Genomic DNA, 18,384 nt, shown 5'->3' on the forward strand with positions numbered 1-18,384 from the left:
TAGGTGAGTCAGGCCCGGTCGTCGCCACCCGACCGGTGACAGCGCCAGAGGGCCAGCAGGTTCATGCCGGCGAGGGCCAGCAGGATGGCGGCCACCCACCCCAGTGTGCTGACCAGGCCGTGGAACTCGCCGGGGGCGGCCTGCGGTCGGAAGGTCATGCCGTATTCGGCCAGGCGGCTGCCCGCATAGAGCAGCAGGACCAGCAGGCCCAGCGGCAGCGGCGAACGCCGCCGTGCCAGCCAGCGGGTCAGTCGCCAGGGTTCCTGCGGCGGCTTGGCCGGCACAGCCTTCCGCGTTCTGGTCCGTGGAGCGGCCCTGGGCCGGCTGGGCGCCTTGGGCCTGCTGGGCGCACGGCGGGCCGAGCGCCGCGCCGGCTTGCGGCCCGCCCCCGGCAGGCGCCCCAGCAGCCAGCGCGTGGCCCGGACCAGGCCCCAGCCCAGGGTGAAGCAGACGGAGAGCCCCAGGGCCCCCATCACCAGCAAGTATGCCATCCCGGCAGATCCCCCTTCGGCTCGTTGGAGGCGCTATCTTGCCAAATTCTCGCCGCCCCGTGGGCCGGAAACGCTCGAATCCTCAGGGCACCACGATGACCGGGATCGGCAGGCGGGCCAGCAGGTCGGCATCCTGGTCGGCCAGGCGGGCGAGCTGGGGGCGGTGAAGCAGCAGGGCACCGCTGTCCACGTGGGCCAGCTGCCGCTCCAGTTGCCGGGCATCGCTCGCCTGCAGGACCTCCCTGCCGTCGAACAGGCGGGTCAGCGCCTCGGGAACCGGCGGGAACTCGCCGCCCGCCCCGGGACCGTCCAGGGTCCGCAGCGGGCCTCGAGCCAGCGACAGCCGCTCGTCCCAGATGATCACCGTGCAGGGCGCCTCGAGGATCAGGGCACGGCTTGTCGAGCCCAGGCGCACGCCCCAGTGGCCCGATAACCCCGCCTTGCCGAGCACCAGCAGGTCCCCCGGGCCGGCCAGCGACAACGCTTCGCTGACCACACGACCGCGACTGACCCGCAACTGGTGTTGCAGCTCCCGGCCGGCGACCGCGGCATCCAGGGCCTCGGTCACGCGACGGGCCTGCCGGGCCATGCCGGCCTCGAGGTCGGACCTCGACAGCCGGCGCACCCGTCCCGAGGCGGCGCCGATCTCCCGGGCGAAGGGAAAGCCGGCGCTGCCCAGCAGGTCCTGGTCCTCGACGTAGAGGGCCACCAGCTCGGCCTGGCGCGTCACCGCGAGGTCCACCGCGGCGGCCAGTGCCGCCAGGCTGTGGCGAGAGGCATCGAGCAGCGCCAGCACCCGCATCACCGGGATCTCGCCCTCTCCCCCCGTCTCCTCCGGGCCTGACCGGGGCACGTCAACGTTCATCGTCCGACTCCTCGTGCTCCTCGCCATCGCCGCCCCGCTCCTCCTGGCGCGCGTGCTTCACCACCTCGCGGAAATGGGCCAGCCGCTCGGCCACGCGGGCATCGAGGCTGCCCTCGGGGAAGCGCCCCTGGGGGTCGGGGGCGCCGATGGGCAGACCGGTGAGCAGCTCCAGTGCCTCGTCCACCCGTGACACGGCGAAGACCCGGAAGCGTCCCTCCTCGATCGCCTCACGCAACTCCGCCTTGAGCATCAGGTGCTCGACGTTGGTCGCCGGCAGGATCACCGCCTGCCCCTCGAGGTCGCCACGGGCGGCGCAGACATCGAAGAACCCCTCGATCTTCTCGTTCACGCCGCCCACCGCCTGGACCCGCCCATGCTGATCGATGGAGCCGGTCACGGCGAAGGCCTGGTCGAGCGGCACCCGGGCGATGGCCGAGACCAGCGCACACACCTCGGCCACCGAGGCGCTGTCGCCCTCGATCCCGCCGTAGGACTGCTCGAAGGCCAGGCTCGCGGAGAGCGAGAGCGGTTCCTCCCCCGCGTAGCGCATGGCCAGGTAGCGCGACAGGATCATCACCGCCTTGGAGTGGATGCGCCCCCCCATGCGCGCCTCGCGCTCGATGTCCACCACCTGGCCGTTGCCCGGCCGCGCCGTGGCGGTGATACGCGACGGCTGGCCGAAGGCGTACTCCCCAAGCTGCAGCACGGAGAGGCCGTTGACCTGGCCGACCACGCGCCCCTCGGTGGCGACCATCATGGTGCCGCGAGTGATCATCTCGTGGCTACGCTCGCGGATGCGCCCGGCGCGCCAGAGCTGCTGGCTGACCGCCTTCTCGACATGGCGACGGGCGATTACCGTAGCCGCCTCCTCGCCGGCCCAGTGATCGGCCTCCAGCACCAGGTCATGGAGGTCGCGATGACGCGCGGTCAGCTTGCGCTGGTCGTCGGCCAGACGGCTGGCCCGCTCGATCACCGCGGCCACACCGCTGCGATCCAGCGGACGAAGGGCCGCCTCGCGGGCCAGGGTCGCCACCATGCGGGCATAGAAGGCCTCGTGCCGGGGGTCACGGTCGAGCTCATCCTCGAGGTCGGCCTGGACCTTGAACAGCTCCAGGAACTCGGGGTCATGCTCGCAGAGCAGGTAGTAGAGCAGGCGTTCGCCCAGCAGCACGATCTTGACGTCCAGCGGGATTGGCTCCGGCTCGAGGGTCACGGTGCTGATCAGCCCATAGGCCTGCTCCAGCGACTCGGTACGGATCTCGCCGGCCTTCAGCACCCGCTTGAGGGTATCCCAGGCGCCGGGCTGGGTGAGCACGCCGCGCACGTCCAGCACCAGGTAGCCGCCGTTGGCGCGATGCAGGGCGCCGGCCCGGATCAGCGAGAAGTCGGTCAGCAGGGTGCCGTTGTGCACGTGATGCTCGATGCGGCCCACCAGGTGCTGGTGGGTGGGCAGGTCCTGGTAGATCACCGGCGCCCCCTGTGCCTCGGCGTTGTCCACGATCAGGTTGACCTGGAAGCGGCTGAACACCGCCTCCGCCGGGATGTCGGGCTCGTCGGCGATGAAGGAGTCGACATTGAACAGGATCGCCTCGCGGATGGCGTCCAGATGGGTCAGGATGCCCGCGTGCTCGGCATAGCGCTCCTTGAGCTCATCCAGCGGGGCGCCGATGGCCGACTCGAGCATCTCCGCGTTGAGGGTGTTGGCCTGGTCGCGCAGCTCCTTGGCCAGGCGCGGCATCTGGCGGATCGCCTGGGTCAGCTTGCGCTGCAGGATCTCGACCGTGGCCTCGATGCGTTCGCGCTCGTCCTTCGGCAGTTTCTCGAAGGCCTCCGGCGCCATCATCTTGTCGCCGTCGGCCGGTGCGAAGGTGAAGCCGTTGGGGGTGGAGAGCAGCAGGATATCGTGCTCGCGGGCCTCGCGTCGCACGGCCTCCACGGCGTCGCGCTGGCGTTCGCCCATGGCCTGCTTGAGCTCGTGGATGCGATTCTGGTACTCCTCGCTCTCGAACACCGCCGGGATGGCGCTGCGCAACTCCTCGACCAGGGCCTCCAGATCGGTGCGCAGCTGGCGTCCCAGGCCGGGCGGCAACGAGAGGGCCAGCGGCACGGCGGGGTCGTCGAAGTTGTAGCGGTAGCACCAGTCCCGGGGGGACGAGGCGGCCCGGGCCTTCTCGGCGAGGAAGCTGCCCACCAGGCTGTGGCGATCATGGCCGGGCTGGCCCAGCACGAAGAGGTTGAAACCGTCACTGCGGATCGCGGTGCCGAAGCTCAACGCATCCCGTGCGCGTTCGTGGCCGACGAGCAGGTCCAGCGACTCGAGCTCGCTGGTGACCTCGAAATCGAAGGCATCGGTCGGACAGGTCCGATACACCTGCGCCACCCCAAGGGGTTCCACCATGGCAGTTCTCCTTTGCAGACACGGGCAGTATGAGACATGACGAAGGGTCCCTGCCTGATGGAGATCAAGGAGAGCGGGCACAGGGGACGGCGGGCACCGGCGTGCCCGCCCGGGGTGATCAGCGCAGGATGTCGTGGATCACTTCATGGATGATGTCGTTGGTGAGGTCGACCAGCACGGCGTCGGTCCCCACACGGCGCCATTCATAGCCCTCGTAGTCGGGCAGGTCGCGCCGCACGCGCTCGTCGAAGTTCCTGGCAATGCCGGGGGGCAGGGGCTTGCCGCGCTCCAGGTTCATGCGGATGCCGGGCGGCAGGCTGTTGCGGTCATCATGGTGAAGATACTCGCGCCGACTGCGGAAGATCTCGCGAACCTCGCGCTCGTCGATCATCGGCCGCCTGGCCTCGTCGCGATAGCGTTCCCTGTCACGGTACTCATCACGTTCTCGATCACGATATTCCTCACGTTCTCGATCACGATATTCCTCACGCTCTCGGTCGCGATATTCGTTACGCTCCCGGTCGCGATACTCGTCGCGCCCTCGGTCACGAGACGCCTGGCGGTCGCGATCACCTTGGGCCTGGCCCTGGCCACGGGACTCCTGGGGACCACCCTGCCCCTGCTGGCCACGCTGCGGCTTGCCTTCCTCCTTCCAGGGAGCCGCCCCTTGGGCATTGCCCTGGCCGTTGCCGGGCTGGGCCAGCAGCGGTGAGGCGGCGAGGGACAGGCCGAGGGCACCGGCCACCACCAGGGGAAAGAGGGGGAAACGGGTCTTCATGCAGACCTCCACGTCGGGGCATGTACGCTCAGTCTAGCCCGGCATCGTGCAAGCGCCGTGCACAAAGCAAGACACCCGGGCAAGCCCGGGTGTCGTCTGTCACTGCTGGCAGGAGCGGGCGTCAGCCCAGGGTCTCGCCGGCCAGCATGAACCAGGTCTCGAGCACCGCATCGGGGTTGAGCGACACGGAGTCGATGCCCTGCTCCATCAGCCACTTGGCCAGGTCCGGATGGTCCGAGGGGCCCTGGCCACAGATGCCGATGTACTTGCCCTGGGCGTGACAGGCCTGGATGGCCATGGCCAGCAGCTTCTTCACGGCGGGGTTACGCTCGTCGAAGAGGTGGGCGACGATGCCGGAGTCGCGGTCCAGCCCCAGGGTCAGCTGGGTCAGGTCGTTGGAGCCGATGGAGAAGCCATCGAAGTACTCGAGGAACTCCTCGGCCAGCAGGGCGTTGGCCGGCAGCTCGCACATCATGATCACCTTGAGACCGTTCTCGCCCCGGGCCAGGCCGTTGGCGGCCAGCAGGTCGACCACCTCACGGGCCTCCTCGGTGGTGCGCACGAAGGGCACCATGATCTCGACGTTGTCGAGCCCCATCACCTCGCGCACCCGCTTGAGTGCACGGCACTCCAGCTCGAAGCAGGGACGGAACGAGTCCGAGATGTAGCGCGAGGCGCCCCGGAAGCCGAGCATGGGGTTCTCTTCTCCCGGCTCGTAGAGCTTGCCGCCGATGAGGTTCTCGTACTCGTTGGACTTGAAGTCCGACAGGCGCACGATGACCCGCTTCGGGTAGAAGGAGGCCGCCAGGGTCGAGATGCCCTCGACCAGCTTGTCGACGTAGAACTCCACCGGGTCGCTGTAGCCGGCGGTGCGCAGGTCGATGGTCTGCTGCAGGTCGGCGGGCAGGGTGTCGTACTCGAGCAGCGCCTTGGGGTGTACCCCGATCATGCGGTTGATGATGAACTCGAGCCGTGCCAGGCCGACCCCGGCATTGGGCAGGCTGGCGAAACTGAAGGCACGATCCGGGTTGCCGACGTTCATCATGATCTTGAAGGGGATCTCGGGCATGGCGTCGACGCTGGTGACGTTGCGGTCGAACTCCAGCAGCCCCTCGTAGACGTGGCCGGCGTCCCCCTCGGCACAGGAGACGGTGACGTCGCGCCCGTCATCCAGCGCCTCGGTGGCGTCCCCGCAGCCCACCACGGCGGGAATGCCCAGTTCCCGGGCGATGATCGCCGCATGGCAGGTGCGGCCGCCACGGTTGGTGACGATCGCCGAGGCGCGCTTCATGATCGGCTCCCAGTCCGGGTCGGTCATGTCGGTGACCAGCACATCGCCGGGATTGACCTTCTCCATGTCGTCCGGGGAGAACACCACCTTGACCGCGCCACGACCGATGCGCTGGCCGATGGCCCGGCCGGCCACCAGGGTGCGCCCCTTCTCCTTGAGCTGGAAGCGCTCGAGCTTGCCGCCCTCCTGCTGGGAAACCACGGTCTCGGGACGCGCCTGGACGATGTAGAGCTCGCCATCGTCGCCGTCCAGCGCCCACTCGATGTCCATGGGGCGGCCGTAGTGCTCCTCGATGGTCACCGCCTGGCGCGCCAGCGCCATGATCTGCTCGTCGTCGATGCAGAAGCGCGCGCGGTCGGCCAGCGGCACGTCCACCGTGGCCACCGACTTGCCGGCGCTGGTGTCGTCGGTGTAGATCATCTTGATCAGCTTGGAGCCGAGGTTGCGGCGCAGCACCGCCGGGCGGCCCGCCGCCAGGGTCGGCTTGTGGACATAGAACTCGTCGGGGTTCACCGCCCCCTGCACCACGGTCTCGCCCAGCCCCCAGGAGGCGGTGACGAAGACCGCGTCACGATAGCCGGACTCGGTGTCCAGGGTGAACAACACGCCCGAGGCGCCGGTTTCGGAGCGCACCATCTTCTGGATGCCGGCGGAGAGCGCCACGTTCTCGTGGGCATAGCCGCGATGGACGCGATAGGAGATGGCGCGGTCATTGAACAGCGAGGCGAAGACCTCATGCACGGCACGCTTGATGTTGTCGAAGCCCTCGATGTTGAGGAAGGTCTCCTGCTGGCCGGCGAAGGAGGCGTCCGGCAGGTCCTCGGCGGTAGCCGAGCTGCGCACGGCCACCTTGAGGTTGGGATGCATCGCCGAGAGCGTCTCGTAGCTCTCGCGCAGGTAGCGCTCGAAGGTCGGCGGCAGCGGCGTGTCGATCACCCACTGGCGGATCTCGGCACCGGCCCTCGCCAGTTCGGCCACGTCATCGACGTCCAGGGTGGCGAGCCGGCGGTTGATGCGCTCGTTGAGCCCTTCATGGGAGAGGAATTCGCGGTAGGCGTGTGCCGTGGTGGCGAATCCGCCGGGGACGGTGACGCCCGCGCCGGACAGGTTGGAGATCATCTCGCCGAGGGAGGCGTTCTTGCCGCCGACCCGCTCGACATCGTCCATGCCCAATTGATCGAACCACTGAATGTAATCGTCCATGAGACCTCCCAGGATTTCGACGACGGATGCATCATGCCGGCGGGCCGCGCGGGACTCGGGCATGAAGGGATGCTGGCGACTCTAACAGCGGCCTTCCATATTCGCCATTAGTCTAACATCGAAGTCACTGGAGGATTTTTACAACACCTGGCCGAATCGGCAGGCATCTGTAGTGGCGGGAGGCGTGACAGGCAGGAAACCCGCCTCTTGTCCCGGCCTCGAGCAGCACCGACAATGGGCCTCACCTTTACCTTGGACCATAGCGACCCGCCATGACGCGCACCGCCTTCTTCATCTCCGACGGCACCGGCATCACCGCCGAGAGTCTGGGACGCAGCCTGCTCGCCCAGTTCGAGAGCGTCGAGATCCGCATGCTCACCAAGCCCTACATCGACTCCCTCGAGAAGGCCCGGACCCTGGTGGCGATCATCGAGGCCACGGCAGTGCGCGACGGCGAGCAGCCGATCATCATCGACACCATCGTCGACGAGCAGATCCGCGAGGTGATCCGCCAGGCCCCCGGTTTCAAGGTCGACATCTTCTCGACCTTCCTCAAGCCGCTGGAGGAGGAGCTGGAGGCCCACTCCTCCTACAGCGTCGGGCGCACCCATGCCATCGGCAAGGATGAGGTCTACATGGACCGCATCCACTCGGTGCACTTCGCCCTGGACAACGATGACGGGGCCCGCACCCACCAGTACGACAAGGCCGACATCATCCTCGTCGGGGTCTCGCGCTGCGGCAAGACCCCCACCTCGCTCTACCTGGCCCTGCAGTTCGGCATCCGCGCCGCCAACTACCCGCTCACCGAGGACGATCAGGACGAGAATGGCACCCTGAAGCTGCCCAAGGCCCTGGTTCCGCATCGCCACAAGCTGTTCGGGCTGACCATCGACCCGCGACGGCTGGCAGCGATCCGCCACGAGCGCCGGCCCAACAGCCGCTACAGCTCCATGGACCAGTGCGTCCAGGAGGTCGAGCAGGCCGAGGGGCTTTATCGCCAGATGCATATCCCCTATATCGACACCACCCGCTTCTCCGTGGAGGAGATCTCCACCCGGATGATCGCCGAGACCGGCCTGACACGGCGCTTCTCGCCGCGATAAGCGCCGAGCGCCGAGCGCCGAGCGCCGAGCGCCGAGCATAAGGGTGCTAAAGCACCAAGATGGCGACAAAGAAAAACCTCCAGCAGGCGACTCTGATGGAGGCTTTTCTTGGCTGCTTGGCTGCTTGAGGCTATCTCACCACACCGGCCCGCCTGAGCCTGGCGATATCCTCCGGCGTCAGGCCCATCTCGGCGAGTATCGCATCGCTATCCTGACCGAGCCTGGGCGGCGCTACCTCGCTGGTGGCAGGCTCGCCGTCGAAGCGCAGCGGGTTGGCGACCTGGGGCACCTCGAGATAGCCACGGCGCAGCGTCCGGTGCAGGCCGCGATGGCGCACCTGGGGGTCGTCGAAGACCTCGGTGAGGGTGTTGATGGGGCCGGCGGGAATACCGCGCGCCTCCATCTCGGCCAGCCACTCATCGCGGCCCCGCTCGAGCAGGATCCGCTGGATGAGCGTGACCAGCACCTCCCGGTTGCCGACCCGGGCGGCATTGGTGGCATAGGCGGGATCCTCGGCCCACTCGGGGTGGCCCAGCAGGTCGGCGAAGCGCGCGAACTGGGCATCGTTGCCCACGGTGAGCACCAAGTGGCCATCGGCGCAGGCGAACGCCTGGTAGGGCACGATATTGGGATGGGCGTTGCCATGGCGCTCGGGTGAACGGCCTTCGACCAGGGCATTGAGCGCCTGGTTGGCCAGGGTGGCCACCTGGACATCGAGCAGGGCCAGGTCGATATGCTGCCCCCGCCCGGTACGCGCGCGCTCCTGCAGGGCGGCCAGCACCCCCACGGTGGCATAGAGACCGGTCATCACGTCGGTGATGGCCACGCCGGTCTTCATGGGCATGCCGTCGGGCTCGCCGGAGAGGCTCATCAGCCCGCCCATGGCCTGGATCATGAAGTCGTAGCCGGCCCGGTGGGCATAGGGACCGTCCTGTCCGAAGCCGGTGACCGAGCAGCCGATCAGGCGCGGGTTGATCGCCCGAAGGCTGGCGTAGTCGAGCCCGTACCTGGCCAGGCCGCCGACCTTGAAGTTCTCGAGCAGGATATCGGCGCCCTTCGCCAGTTCCCTGACCAGGTCCTGGCCGCCCTCGCTGGCGATGTCCACGGCCAGCGACTGCTTGCCGCGGTTGGCGCACAGGAAGTAGGCCGCCACCCGCTCGGCATCGTCCTGCTCGGCCAGCCAGGGCGGTCCCCAGCCGCGGGTGTCATCCCCCCGCGAGGGGTGCTCGACCTTGATCACCCGCGCCCCGAGATCGGCAAGCAGCTGGCCGGCCCAGGGCCCGGCCAGTACCCGCGACATGTCGAGCACCGTGATGCCCTCAAGCGGTCCGCTCATCTTGACTCCTTGCAGAGCGTTTAGACTACGGGGCTGTTCCGGCGACAAGCCTGCGAGGAGGCGCTGTGAATACCTCCCTGTACGCTACCGATTCCTTCCCTGGAACCGGACCTCCTCTTCAGCTTGCCCCCGGCGCCCCTTGTGATGGACAACTTCGCAGCTGCCGCGGCTCAGCCGGTAAAGGCCTGGATGCCGGTCTGGGCGCGCCCGAGGATCAGGGCATGGACATCGTGAGTGCCCTCGTAGGTATTCACCGCCTCGAGGTTCATCACATGGCGGATCACGTGGTACTCGTCGCTGATCCCGTTGCCGCCGTGCATGTCACGGGCCACGCGGGCGATGTCCAGGGCCTTGCCGCAGTTGTTGCGCTTGATCAGCGAGATCGCCTCCGGGACCAGCTGGCCGTCGTCGATCATGCGGCCGACGCGCAGCGCGGCCTGCAGGCCCAGGGCGATCTCGGTCTGCATGTCGGCGAGCTTCTTCTGGATCAGCTGGTTGGCGGCCAGGGGGCGGCCGAACTGCTTGCGCTCCAGGGTATAGTCGCGCCCCGCATGCCAGCAGGCCTCGGCGGCGCCCATGGTGCCCCAGGCGATGCCGTAGCGGGCGCGGTTGAGGCAGGAGAACGGCCCCTTGAGCCCCTTGACGCCGGGCAGCCGCTGCTCGTCGGAGACCTCCACGTCCTGCATGGCGATCTGGCCGGTGATGGAGGCGCGCAGGCTGAACTTGCCCTCGATCTTGGGGGCCGAGAGTCCCTTCATGCCCTTCTCGAGGATGAAGCCGTTGACCACCCCCTCGTCGTCTCGGGCCCAGACCACGAAGACATCGGCGATAGGCGAGTTGGTGATCCAGGTCTTGGTGCCGTTGAGCCGCCAGCCGCCGTCGGTGCGGGTGGCACGGGTGCTCATGCCGCCGGGGTCGGAGCCATGGTCCGGCTCGGTGAGACCGAAGGCCCCCACCCACTCGCCGCTGGCCAGCTTCGGCAGGTACTTGTCGCGCTGGGCCTCGCTGCCGAAGGCGTGGATCGGGTACATCACCAGGCTCGACTGCACGCTCATGGCACTGCGGTAGCCGGAGTCGACGCGCTCCACCTCACGGGCGATCAGGCCATAACTCACGTAGTTCAGCCCGGCGCAGCCGTAGCCATTGATGGTCGCGCCGAGCAGGCCCAGCTCGCCCATCTCGTTCATGATCTCGCGATCGAAGTGCTCGTGACGATTGGCCTCCAGCACCCGCGGCAGCAACTTTTCCTGACAGTAGTCGTGGGCGGTCTGCAGGACCATGCGCTCGTCCTCGGAGAGCTGGTCGACGAGGCGGAAGGGGTCGTCCCAGGTGACGGGCGTGATCTGGCTCATGGGGTGTCCTCGCTTGGCGTGCTGACAATTTCTACATTTTCAACAAATGTAGACCAAGTCGGCTGATCTGCCAAGTAGGAAGTCACTGCTCGCTTGTCTTCCAGCTCGCGCCCCGGTGTCCCAGCTCGGCGCGGATCTGTTGCCAGGCGAGCAGCGCGACCATCAGGTTGGCGATGAGCATCCCGGCGAAGACGCCGCTGCTGTCGGCCAGCCGTCCGCCCAGCCAGGCCAGCGGCACGGTCAGCGCGAAGAGCCTGACCATCGAGAGCCGCATGGCCCGGGCGGGGCGATGCAGGGCGTTGAAGGAGGAGACAGCCAGGATCACCACGCCCTGGGCACCGAGTCCGAGGGGCACCAGCCACAGGAAGCTGCGCAGCACCTCCCCGACCGCCTCGCGCTTGGCATAGCCGGCCACCAGCCAGGGCGCCAGCAGTTGCAGCAGGCCCCAGACCAGCAGCTGCCAGGCCAGCACGAAGACGAAGCAGCCCAGGATCGCCCGGCGCACCCGGTCGTGCTGGCCGGCACCGGCATTCTGGCTGACCAGCGGCGAGAGGGTCATGGAGAGCGCCAGCACGGCGATCTGGGAGATGGCCTCGATGCGCGTGCCCACGCCGTAGCCGGCCACCGCATCGTGGCCATGGCCCGCCACGATGCGGGTCACCAGGCCCAGGGCGATTGGGGTGAAGACACTGGTAAGGGCCGCCGGCCCGGCGATGCGGCCGAGCTCCCGCCAGGAGCCGGCGAGGCCTTCCCAGCTCAGGCCGGCCAGGTCGAAGAGCTCGCGCAGCTCGCGCTGGAAGGCCAGGGCCACCGCCATCATGCCCCAGCTCAGCACCGTGGCCAGCGCCGCTCCGGAGACCCCCAGAGCCGGAAAGGGCCCGATACCGAAGATCAGCCACCAGTCCAGCAGCACGTTGGTCCCGGCGGCCAGCGCCATCATCAGCCCCTGGGTAGCGGTATTGCCGTGGGCGCGCAGGATGCTGTTGAGCACCCGCGGCACGATCACCGCCGCCGCCCCCAGGTACCAGATGCCCATGTAGTCGCGGATATGCGGCATCAGCAGGTCATCGGCGCCCATCAGGCGGAACAGCGGCTCCAGGGTGGCAAGGCCCAGCAGCGTCATGCACAGCCCGACCCCTACCGCCAGCAGGGCCGCATCGGTGGCGCGCCGCCTTACCGTGTCCAGGTCGCCCTGCCCCAGCCGGCGGGCCACCACCGCCGAGGTGCCGATGCCCAGGCCGATGGCCAGGCTGATCACCGTGAACACCACCGGGAAGGTGAAGGACACCGCGGCCAGCTCCTCGGTACCGAGGCGCGAGATGAACCAGGTATCCACCAGGTTGAAGCTCATCATGGCGATCATGCCGCCGACCACCGGCAGACTCTTGCGCAGAAGGGTCAGGCCGATGGGCCCCTCGAGCAGCTCGCGACGGGTGGGACGGGGGTGGGACGCAGGGGAGGAAGACGGGGAAGCGGGGGCGCTCATGCAGGGTCTCGATGGAAAACGGGCTCTGGATTGTGCCGTTTCCCCGGATGGAGGGCAAAGCGCGCCGAGCACCGGGCAGGATGGTGCTCACGCACCACCATGGCGACAAGGGGAAACCTCCAGCAGAGTAATCTGCTGGAGGTTTTCTTGGCCGCTTGGCTGCTGGCGGCTCGGTGCTTACTTCTCCTCGCCCTGGCGGTAGAGGGCCTGGATGCTGGAGAAGTCGAGTTGGCCGCTGCCCTGGGCGCTGTGCAGCGCGAAGAGGTTGCGGGCCTGGGAGCCCATGGGCACGGTGGACTTCGAGCCCAGCGCCAGCTCCCAGGCCAGCCCCAGGTCCTTGGCCATCAGGTCGGTCAGGAAGCCGCCCTGGTAGTCCCGGGAGGCGGCGGAGCCCTCCATCACCCCGGGCCAGGGGTTGTAGACGTTGAGCGCCCAGTTGCCGCCGCTGCTCTGCTTCATGATCTCGGAGAGCACGGCCGGGTCCATGCCGTTCTTCACGCCCAGTGCCAGTGCCTCGGCGGTGCCCGACATCAGGATGCCCAGCAGCATGTTGTTGCAGATCTTGGCCACCTGCCCGGCACCCGCCTCGCCGGCGTGGAAGATGTTCTTGCCCATGGCCTCGAGCAGGGGCTTCGCTTGCGAGTATCCCTCCTCCGCCCCACCGACGATAAAGGTCAGGGTGCCGGCCTTGGCGCCGCCCACCCCGCCGGAGACCGGGGCATCCAGGTAGGTGAAGCCGCGCTCGGAGGCGGCCGCCGCCACCAGGCGGGCATCGTCCGGCGCGATGGTCGAGGAGTCGACGAGCAGCGGCTTGCCGTCGAGGGCATCGAGCAGTCCCGGCGCACCGTCGCGGCCCAGGTAGAGCCCCTTGACGTGCGCCCCGGCCGGCAGCATGGAGATGACCACGTCGGCACCGGCCGCCGCCGCCTCGGCGCTGGCGGCGCGCCGTGCGCCCTCGGCTTCCAGGGACTGGATGGCGCTCTCGACCAGGTCGAAGACAGTGACGTCATGGCCGGCCTTGACCAGGTTGATGGCCATGGGCGCGCCCATGTTGCCCAGGCCGATAAAGGCGATGTTCATAGGTTGTGCTCCTTGTTGTTGATCTCGTGAAGGTGATGGCGGCAGTGCGCGAGGCTGTTCCGCCCCTACCCGACCCGATGGCCGACGCCAAGGTCGCGCAGGGGGTGTGACTCGCTGGACCAGAGCGGGGTCATCAGGGCCTGGATATCGGCCTGGGGCACCCCGGCGACGCTGTCGTGCTGCCAGCGTGGCGTCTTGTCCTTGTCGACCAGCAGCGCGCGTACCCCCTCGACGAAGTCTCCCTGGCGACAGCACTGCACCGACAGGCCGAGTTCGTCGCGGAAGGCATCGGCGAGGCTGGTGTGGGCGTGACGCTCGAGCATGCGCCACACCAGCTGGGCGCTCATCGGGCAGCCGACCGCGAGACGCGCACGGTTGGCGGCGAGCCAGCCGTCGTCGGTGGTGTCGCGCAGGATCCGCTTGACGGCCGTGGCGGCATCCACCCGGCCCACCAGCGCCTGGATATGGTCGAGGTGCGACCACACCTGACCGGCCGGCACGGCGCGGCGGTCCTCGTGGTCGTCGAGCACCCCCTGCACCCCGGCACGCAGGGCCGGCAGGCTGCGATCGCCATAGTCGGCCTCTTCCAGGGCGCCGAGCAGCGCCTCGCGGCGCTCCCGCGGGATGAAGCGGTCGGCCATCCCCAGGTCCAGGGCATCGCGGGCATTGAGCTGGGCCCCGGTCAGGCCCAGGTAGGCCCCCACCCCGGCGGGCATGCGCCCCAGGAACCAGCTGGCCCCGATGTCGGGATAGAGGCCGATGGTGATCTCCGGCATGGCGATGCGCGTGGTCTCGGTGACCAGGCGCTGGAAGCCCCCGGCCATCAGCCCCAGGCCGCCGCCCATGACGATGCCATCGCCCCAGACCATCAGCGGCTTGGGGTAGGTGTGGATGCGGTAGTCGAGGCGGTACTCCGCGGTGAAGTAGGTCTCGGCGAAGATGCCGTCGCGGCCGGCACCGCGGTTCTCGCCCTCCTCGGTCAGCGAGCGGTAGAGGGCCACCACGTCGCCACCGGCACAGAAGGCCTTGTCGCCGCTTCCCTCGAGCCACACCGCCACCACGCTGCGATCCACCGCCCAGGCCTCGAGCTTGGCCTCGAGCTGGCGGATCATCTCCAGCGACAGGGCATTGAGCGACTTCGGGGCATTCAGGGTGGCCACGCCGATGCGGCCGCCGTCGCGGGTGGGCAGCTCGTCGAAGAGCACTGCAAGGTCCGACATCCCGGGATCTCCTGGGTCTGGTGAAGGAAACGGGGTTACTGGAGCGACTCGATGACGCCATCGGCCAGCAGGCGACGGGCGACGATCAGGCGCATGATTTCGTTGGTGCCCTCGAGGATCTGGTGCACCCGGGTGTCGCGCACCAGGCGCTCCAGGGGGTACTCACGGATGTAACCATAGCCGCCATGCAGCTGCAGGGCCTCGTTGCAGACATTGAAGCCCATGTCGGTGGCGAAGCGCTTGGCCATGGCGCAGTGGGCGGTGGCCTCGGGATCATTCTGGTCGAGGCGCCAGGCGGCGTGACGCACCATCAGTCGTGCCGCGGTCAACTCGCTGGCCATGTCGGCGAGCTTGAACTGCAGGGCCTGGAACTGGCTGAGCTCGCGGCCGAACTGCTTGCGCTCGGCGAGGTAGTCCCGCGACAGGGTCAGCGCCTGCTGGGCGGCCCCGAGCGAGCAGCTGGCGATGTTCAGGCGCCCGCCGTCGAGGCCCTTCATGGCGAACCTGAAGCCCTCCCCCTCCTCGCCGAGGCGGTTGGTGACCGGCACCCGCACGCCGTCGAAGCTGACCAGGCGCGTCGGCTGGCTCTTCCAGCCCATCTTCTCCTCGTTCTTGCCGTACTCGATCCCCGCGGCATCGGCCGGCACCACGATCGCCGAGACACCGCCGGCGCCGCTGTCGGGGGCGCCGGTGCGGGCCATCACTACCAGCACCTCGGTGGCCCCCGCGCCGGAAATGAACATCTTGCTGCCGGAGAGGACATACTCATCCCCCTCGCGCACGGCCCTGGTGCGCAGGCTGGCGGCATCGGAACCGGCACCGGGCTCGGTGAGGCAGTAGGAGCCGAGCGCCTCACCGGCTACCATGGCGGGGACCCAGGCCTCGCGCAGGGCATCGTCGCCCCAGCTGGCGATCATCCAGGTCACCATGTTGTGGATGGTCAGGTAGGCGGTAGTGGCGATGCAGCCCTGGGCGAGCTGCTCGAAGATCAGCGAGGCCTCCAGGCGCGAGAGGCCCAGGCCGCCGTGCTCCTCCGGGGTATAGATGCCGAGGAACCCCGCCTCGCCGGCCCGGCGTATCACGTCCACCGGGAAGTGGGAGCGCGCGTCCCAGTCGGCGGCATGCTCGACCAGCTCGGCCCTCGCGAAGTCGGCGGCGGCCGCGGCCAGCGCCTTCTGGTCATCGGTCAGGGAGAAGTCCATGGGGAATCCCTCTTGTTCAGCAATGGGTGGGTGACGTCTTTGTGGTTGTGGTCCGGGCCACCGCGGGTCCCGGGCAGGTCTCGTGGGCACCCGGCGGCATCGTTGCCTCGTCCGGCCGGCTGGACACCAACCTAGCACTTGCTAGGTTTATCCCATATCACCCCATGGTCGAACAAGCACTTTACGTTAACGTAAACCTCGTCTAGTGTTGCCAGACGAGGTGGGAAACCGCCGGTTCACCACCCGGTCACAGGATCGACGTCATGACACAGCCAAGCGCCCCGACCAATGAGGCCAGCCAGGAGGCCTTGCCCCGCCAGCATCGACACTACACCATCGGTGAGCTGGCGAGGATGTTCGAGGTCACCCCACGCACCATCCGCTTCTACGAGCAGGAAGGCCTGCTGGCGCCCCGCCGCGAGGGACAGAAGCGCATCTACCGCGAGAAGGACCGGGTGCGCCTGAAGCTGACCCTGCGCGGCAAGCGGCTGGGATTCTCGCTGGCCGAGATCCGCGAGGTGGTGACGATGTACGACGCCATGCCCGACGGCAACGCGCGCCAGCTCTGGCGACTGCTGGAGATTCTGGCCGACAAGCGTGACAACCTCGAGCGTCAGCTGGAGGACATCCGCCTGATGCGCATGGAGATCGACGACGTGGATCACCGTGCCCGGGAGGTACTGCGCAGCCTCGGCCACGAAGCCTGAGCGATAGGCAGGGGCCCGGCAAACCACGACGTCATTACCCGTTTCACGCACACCGCCACAGGCAACAACAAGACGAGAAACACCATGACACGTCAACATCGATCGATCAGCTACGTCAGCGGCATCAGCGACACCCCCCTCAAGGGCCAAACCATCGGTGACTGCTTCGACGATACCGTGGCGCGCTTCGCCGAGCGCGACGCGCTGATCAGCCGCCACCAGGGGCTGCGCTACAGCTGGAAGGCGCTGCAGCAGGCCGTGGACGAGGCGGCCCGCGCCCTGCTCGCCCTGGGGGTGGACAAGGGCGACCGGGTCGGCATCTGGTCGCCCAACTGTGCCGAATGGACCATCACCCAGTTCGCCACGGCGAAGATCGGCGCCATCCTGGTGAACATCAATCCCAGCTATCGGACCCACGAGCTCGAGTATGCCCTCAAGCAGTCGGGCGCCTCGACGCTGGTCCTTCAGGGCGCCTTCAAGACCTCCGACTACGTCGCCACCCTGGCCGAGCTGGCCCCCGAGCTTCGCGACGGCGCCCCGGGCACCTTCTCCTGCCAGCGGCTGCCCGAGCTCAAGCGGGTGGTCTGCCTCGACGCCGACCGCGCGCTGACCGGCATGCTGACCTGGCCGCAGATGCTGGCCCATGCCGACGAGGTCTCCACCGAGCACCTGGCCGATGTCCAGGCCAGCCTGCAGTTCGACGACCCGATCAACATCCAGTACACCTCGGGGACAACGGGCGCGCCCAAGGGCGCCACCCTCTCCCACCACAACATCCTCAACAACGGCTTCTTCGTGGCCCGCACCATGGATCTCAGCGAAGCCGATCGCATGGTGATCCCGGTCCCGCTCTACCACTGCTTCGGCATGGTGATGGGCAACCTGGGGTGCGTGACCCACGGCGCCACCATGATCTACCCGGGCGACGGCTTCGACCCCGAGCAGACCCTGCGCGCCGTCTCCGAGGAGAAGGCCACCACCCTCTACGGCGTGCCCACCATGTTCATCGCCGAGCTGGAGCATCCCGAGTTCGAGAACTTCGACCTCTCCAGCCTGCGCACCGGCATCATGGCCGGCTCCATCTGCCCCATCGAGGTGATGCGCAAGGTGATCGATCGCATGAACATGCAGGACGTCACCATCTGCTACGGCATGACCGAGACCAGCCCGGTGAGCACCCAGACCCAGACCGACGCCCCGCTGGAGAAGCGCGTCACCACCGTGGGCACCATCCATCCCCACCTGGAGGTCAAGCTGGTGAGCCCCGATACCGGCGCCGTGGTGCCCCGCGGCGAGACCGGCGAGCTCTGCACCCGCGGCTACAGCGTGATGCTCGGCTACTGGAACAACGAGGAGGCCACCGACAAGGCCATCGACAAGGCGGGCTGGATGCACACAGGCGATCTAGCCACCATGGACGACGAGGGCTATGTGGCGATCGTCGGGCGCATCAAGGACATGATCATTCGCGGCGGCGAGAACATCTATCCGCGGGAGATCGAGGACTTCCTCTACACCCACCCGGCCATCTCGGACGTGCAGGTGATCGGCGTGCCCGACGAGAAGTACGGCGAGGAGGTGATGGCCTGGGTCAAGCTGACCGAGGGCGAGTCGCTCGGCGAGGAGGAGCTCAAGGCCTTCTGCAAGGGCCAGATCGCCCACTACAAGGTGCCGCGCTACGTGAAGTTCGTCGACGACTTCCCGATGACCGTCACCGGCAAGATCCAGAAGTTCAAGATGCGCGAGGAAGCCACCCACGAGTTGGGGCTGGCGTAGGCGCCGAGCAGAATAGTGCTCGGCGCCACCATGGCAACAATGAAAAACCTCCAGCAGGCGACTCTGCTGGAGGTTTTTCTTGGCGGCTTGGCG

General features: G+C 68.0%; 14 protein-coding genes. 3 read left to right on the top strand and 11 right to left on the bottom strand.

Annotated features, from left to right (window positions below):
* Window positions 1-8: 8 nt before the first annotated feature.
* The 5 genes from SCI24_RS05380 to ppsA form a co-directional block, all read right to left on the bottom strand.
* Window positions 9-491: a hypothetical protein gene (locus tag SCI24_RS05380; RefSeq protein WP_318724405.1), complete on the bottom strand. Its 483-nt coding sequence runs from the start codon at window positions 489-491 to the stop codon at window positions 9-11.
* A gap of 82 nt (window positions 492-573) precedes the next feature.
* Entirely contained in the window at window positions 574-1,356 is a 783-nt protein-coding gene (locus SCI24_RS05385; RefSeq protein ID WP_318724406.1) for a universal stress protein, read from the bottom strand.
* Window positions 1,346-3,754, bottom strand: a complete 2,409-nt coding sequence (locus tag SCI24_RS05390) for an ATP-binding protein (RefSeq protein ID WP_318724407.1) — start codon at window positions 3,752-3,754, stop codon at window positions 1,346-1,348. The genes SCI24_RS05385 and SCI24_RS05390 overlap by 11 nt, the downstream gene beginning before the upstream one ends.
* Before the next feature lie 118 nt (window positions 3,755-3,872).
* A complete protein-coding gene (locus SCI24_RS05395; RefSeq protein ID WP_318724408.1) occupies window positions 3,873-4,532 on the bottom strand; it encodes an anti-virulence regulator CigR family protein in 660 nt (219 codons plus the stop codon).
* Window positions 4,533-4,653: 121 nt separating this feature from the next.
* On the bottom strand, window positions 4,654-7,026 hold the full coding sequence (gene ppsA / locus SCI24_RS05400) for a phosphoenolpyruvate synthase (protein ID WP_318724409.1): 2,373 nt from the start codon (window positions 7,024-7,026) through the stop codon (window positions 4,654-4,656).
* A gap of 272 nt (window positions 7,027-7,298) precedes the next feature.
* On the opposite strand from ppsA, the gene SCI24_RS05405 reads away from it, so the two are divergent.
* Window positions 7,299-8,132, top strand: coding sequence for a pyruvate, water dikinase regulatory protein (locus tag SCI24_RS05405; RefSeq protein WP_318724410.1), 834 nt, complete (start codon window positions 7,299-7,301; stop codon window positions 8,130-8,132).
* A gap of 130 nt (window positions 8,133-8,262) precedes the next feature.
* Here the strand turns inward: SCI24_RS05405 and SCI24_RS05410 are convergent, their stop codons facing one another.
* The 6 genes from SCI24_RS05410 to SCI24_RS05435 all read right to left on the bottom strand — a co-directional run bounded on the left by SCI24_RS05410 (window position 8,263) and on the right by SCI24_RS05435 (window position 15,808).
* Entirely contained in the window at window positions 8,263-9,468 is a 1,206-nt protein-coding gene (locus SCI24_RS05410; protein ID WP_318724411.1) for a CaiB/BaiF CoA-transferase family protein, read from the bottom strand.
* A 170-nt stretch (window positions 9,469-9,638) separates the two neighbouring features.
* Window positions 9,639-10,820, bottom strand: a complete 1,182-nt coding sequence (locus tag SCI24_RS05415; protein WP_318724412.1) for an acyl-CoA dehydrogenase — start codon at window positions 10,818-10,820, stop codon at window positions 9,639-9,641.
* Window positions 10,821-10,902: 82 nt separating this feature from the next.
* Window positions 10,903-12,306, bottom strand: a complete 1,404-nt coding sequence (locus SCI24_RS05420) for an MATE family efflux transporter (RefSeq protein WP_318724413.1) — start codon at window positions 12,304-12,306, stop codon at window positions 10,903-10,905.
* Between the two features lie 177 nt (window positions 12,307-12,483).
* Complete coding sequence (gene mmsB / locus SCI24_RS05425; protein WP_318724414.1) at window positions 12,484-13,386, bottom strand: 3-hydroxyisobutyrate dehydrogenase; 903 nt, start codon at window positions 13,384-13,386, stop codon at window positions 12,484-12,486.
* Window positions 13,387-13,451: 65 nt separating this feature from the next.
* The gene (locus SCI24_RS05430) at window positions 13,452-14,606 is read right to left on the bottom strand and encodes an enoyl-CoA hydratase/isomerase family protein (RefSeq protein WP_318724415.1); all 1,155 of its coding nucleotides are present in this window, start codon (window positions 14,604-14,606) and stop codon (window positions 13,452-13,454) included.
* A gap of 35 nt (window positions 14,607-14,641) precedes the next feature.
* Window positions 14,642-15,808 (bottom strand): acyl-CoA dehydrogenase family protein, encoded by a 1,167-nt coding sequence (locus SCI24_RS05435; protein ID WP_318724416.1) that lies wholly within the window; start codon window positions 15,806-15,808, stop codon window positions 14,642-14,644.
* Window positions 15,809-16,071: 263 nt separating this feature from the next.
* Here SCI24_RS05435 and SCI24_RS05440 point away from each other — a divergent pair, with 263 nt between their 5' ends.
* Both SCI24_RS05440 and SCI24_RS05445 read left to right on the top strand, forming a co-directional pair.
* The gene (locus tag SCI24_RS05440) at window positions 16,072-16,515 is read left to right on the top strand and encodes a MerR family DNA-binding transcriptional regulator (RefSeq protein WP_318724417.1); all 444 of its coding nucleotides are present in this window, start codon (window positions 16,072-16,074) and stop codon (window positions 16,513-16,515) included.
* Window positions 16,516-16,599: 84 nt separating this feature from the next.
* Window positions 16,600-18,291 (top strand): AMP-binding protein, encoded by a 1,692-nt coding sequence (locus SCI24_RS05445; protein WP_318724418.1) that lies wholly within the window; start codon window positions 16,600-16,602, stop codon window positions 18,289-18,291.
* The last annotated feature ends 93 nt before the right edge of the window (window positions 18,292-18,384 follow it).

It is taken from the genome of Halomonas sp., assembly GCF_033549285.1.
In the GTDB taxonomy this organism is placed as follows: Bacteria; Pseudomonadota; Gammaproteobacteria; order Pseudomonadales; family Halomonadaceae; genus Halomonas.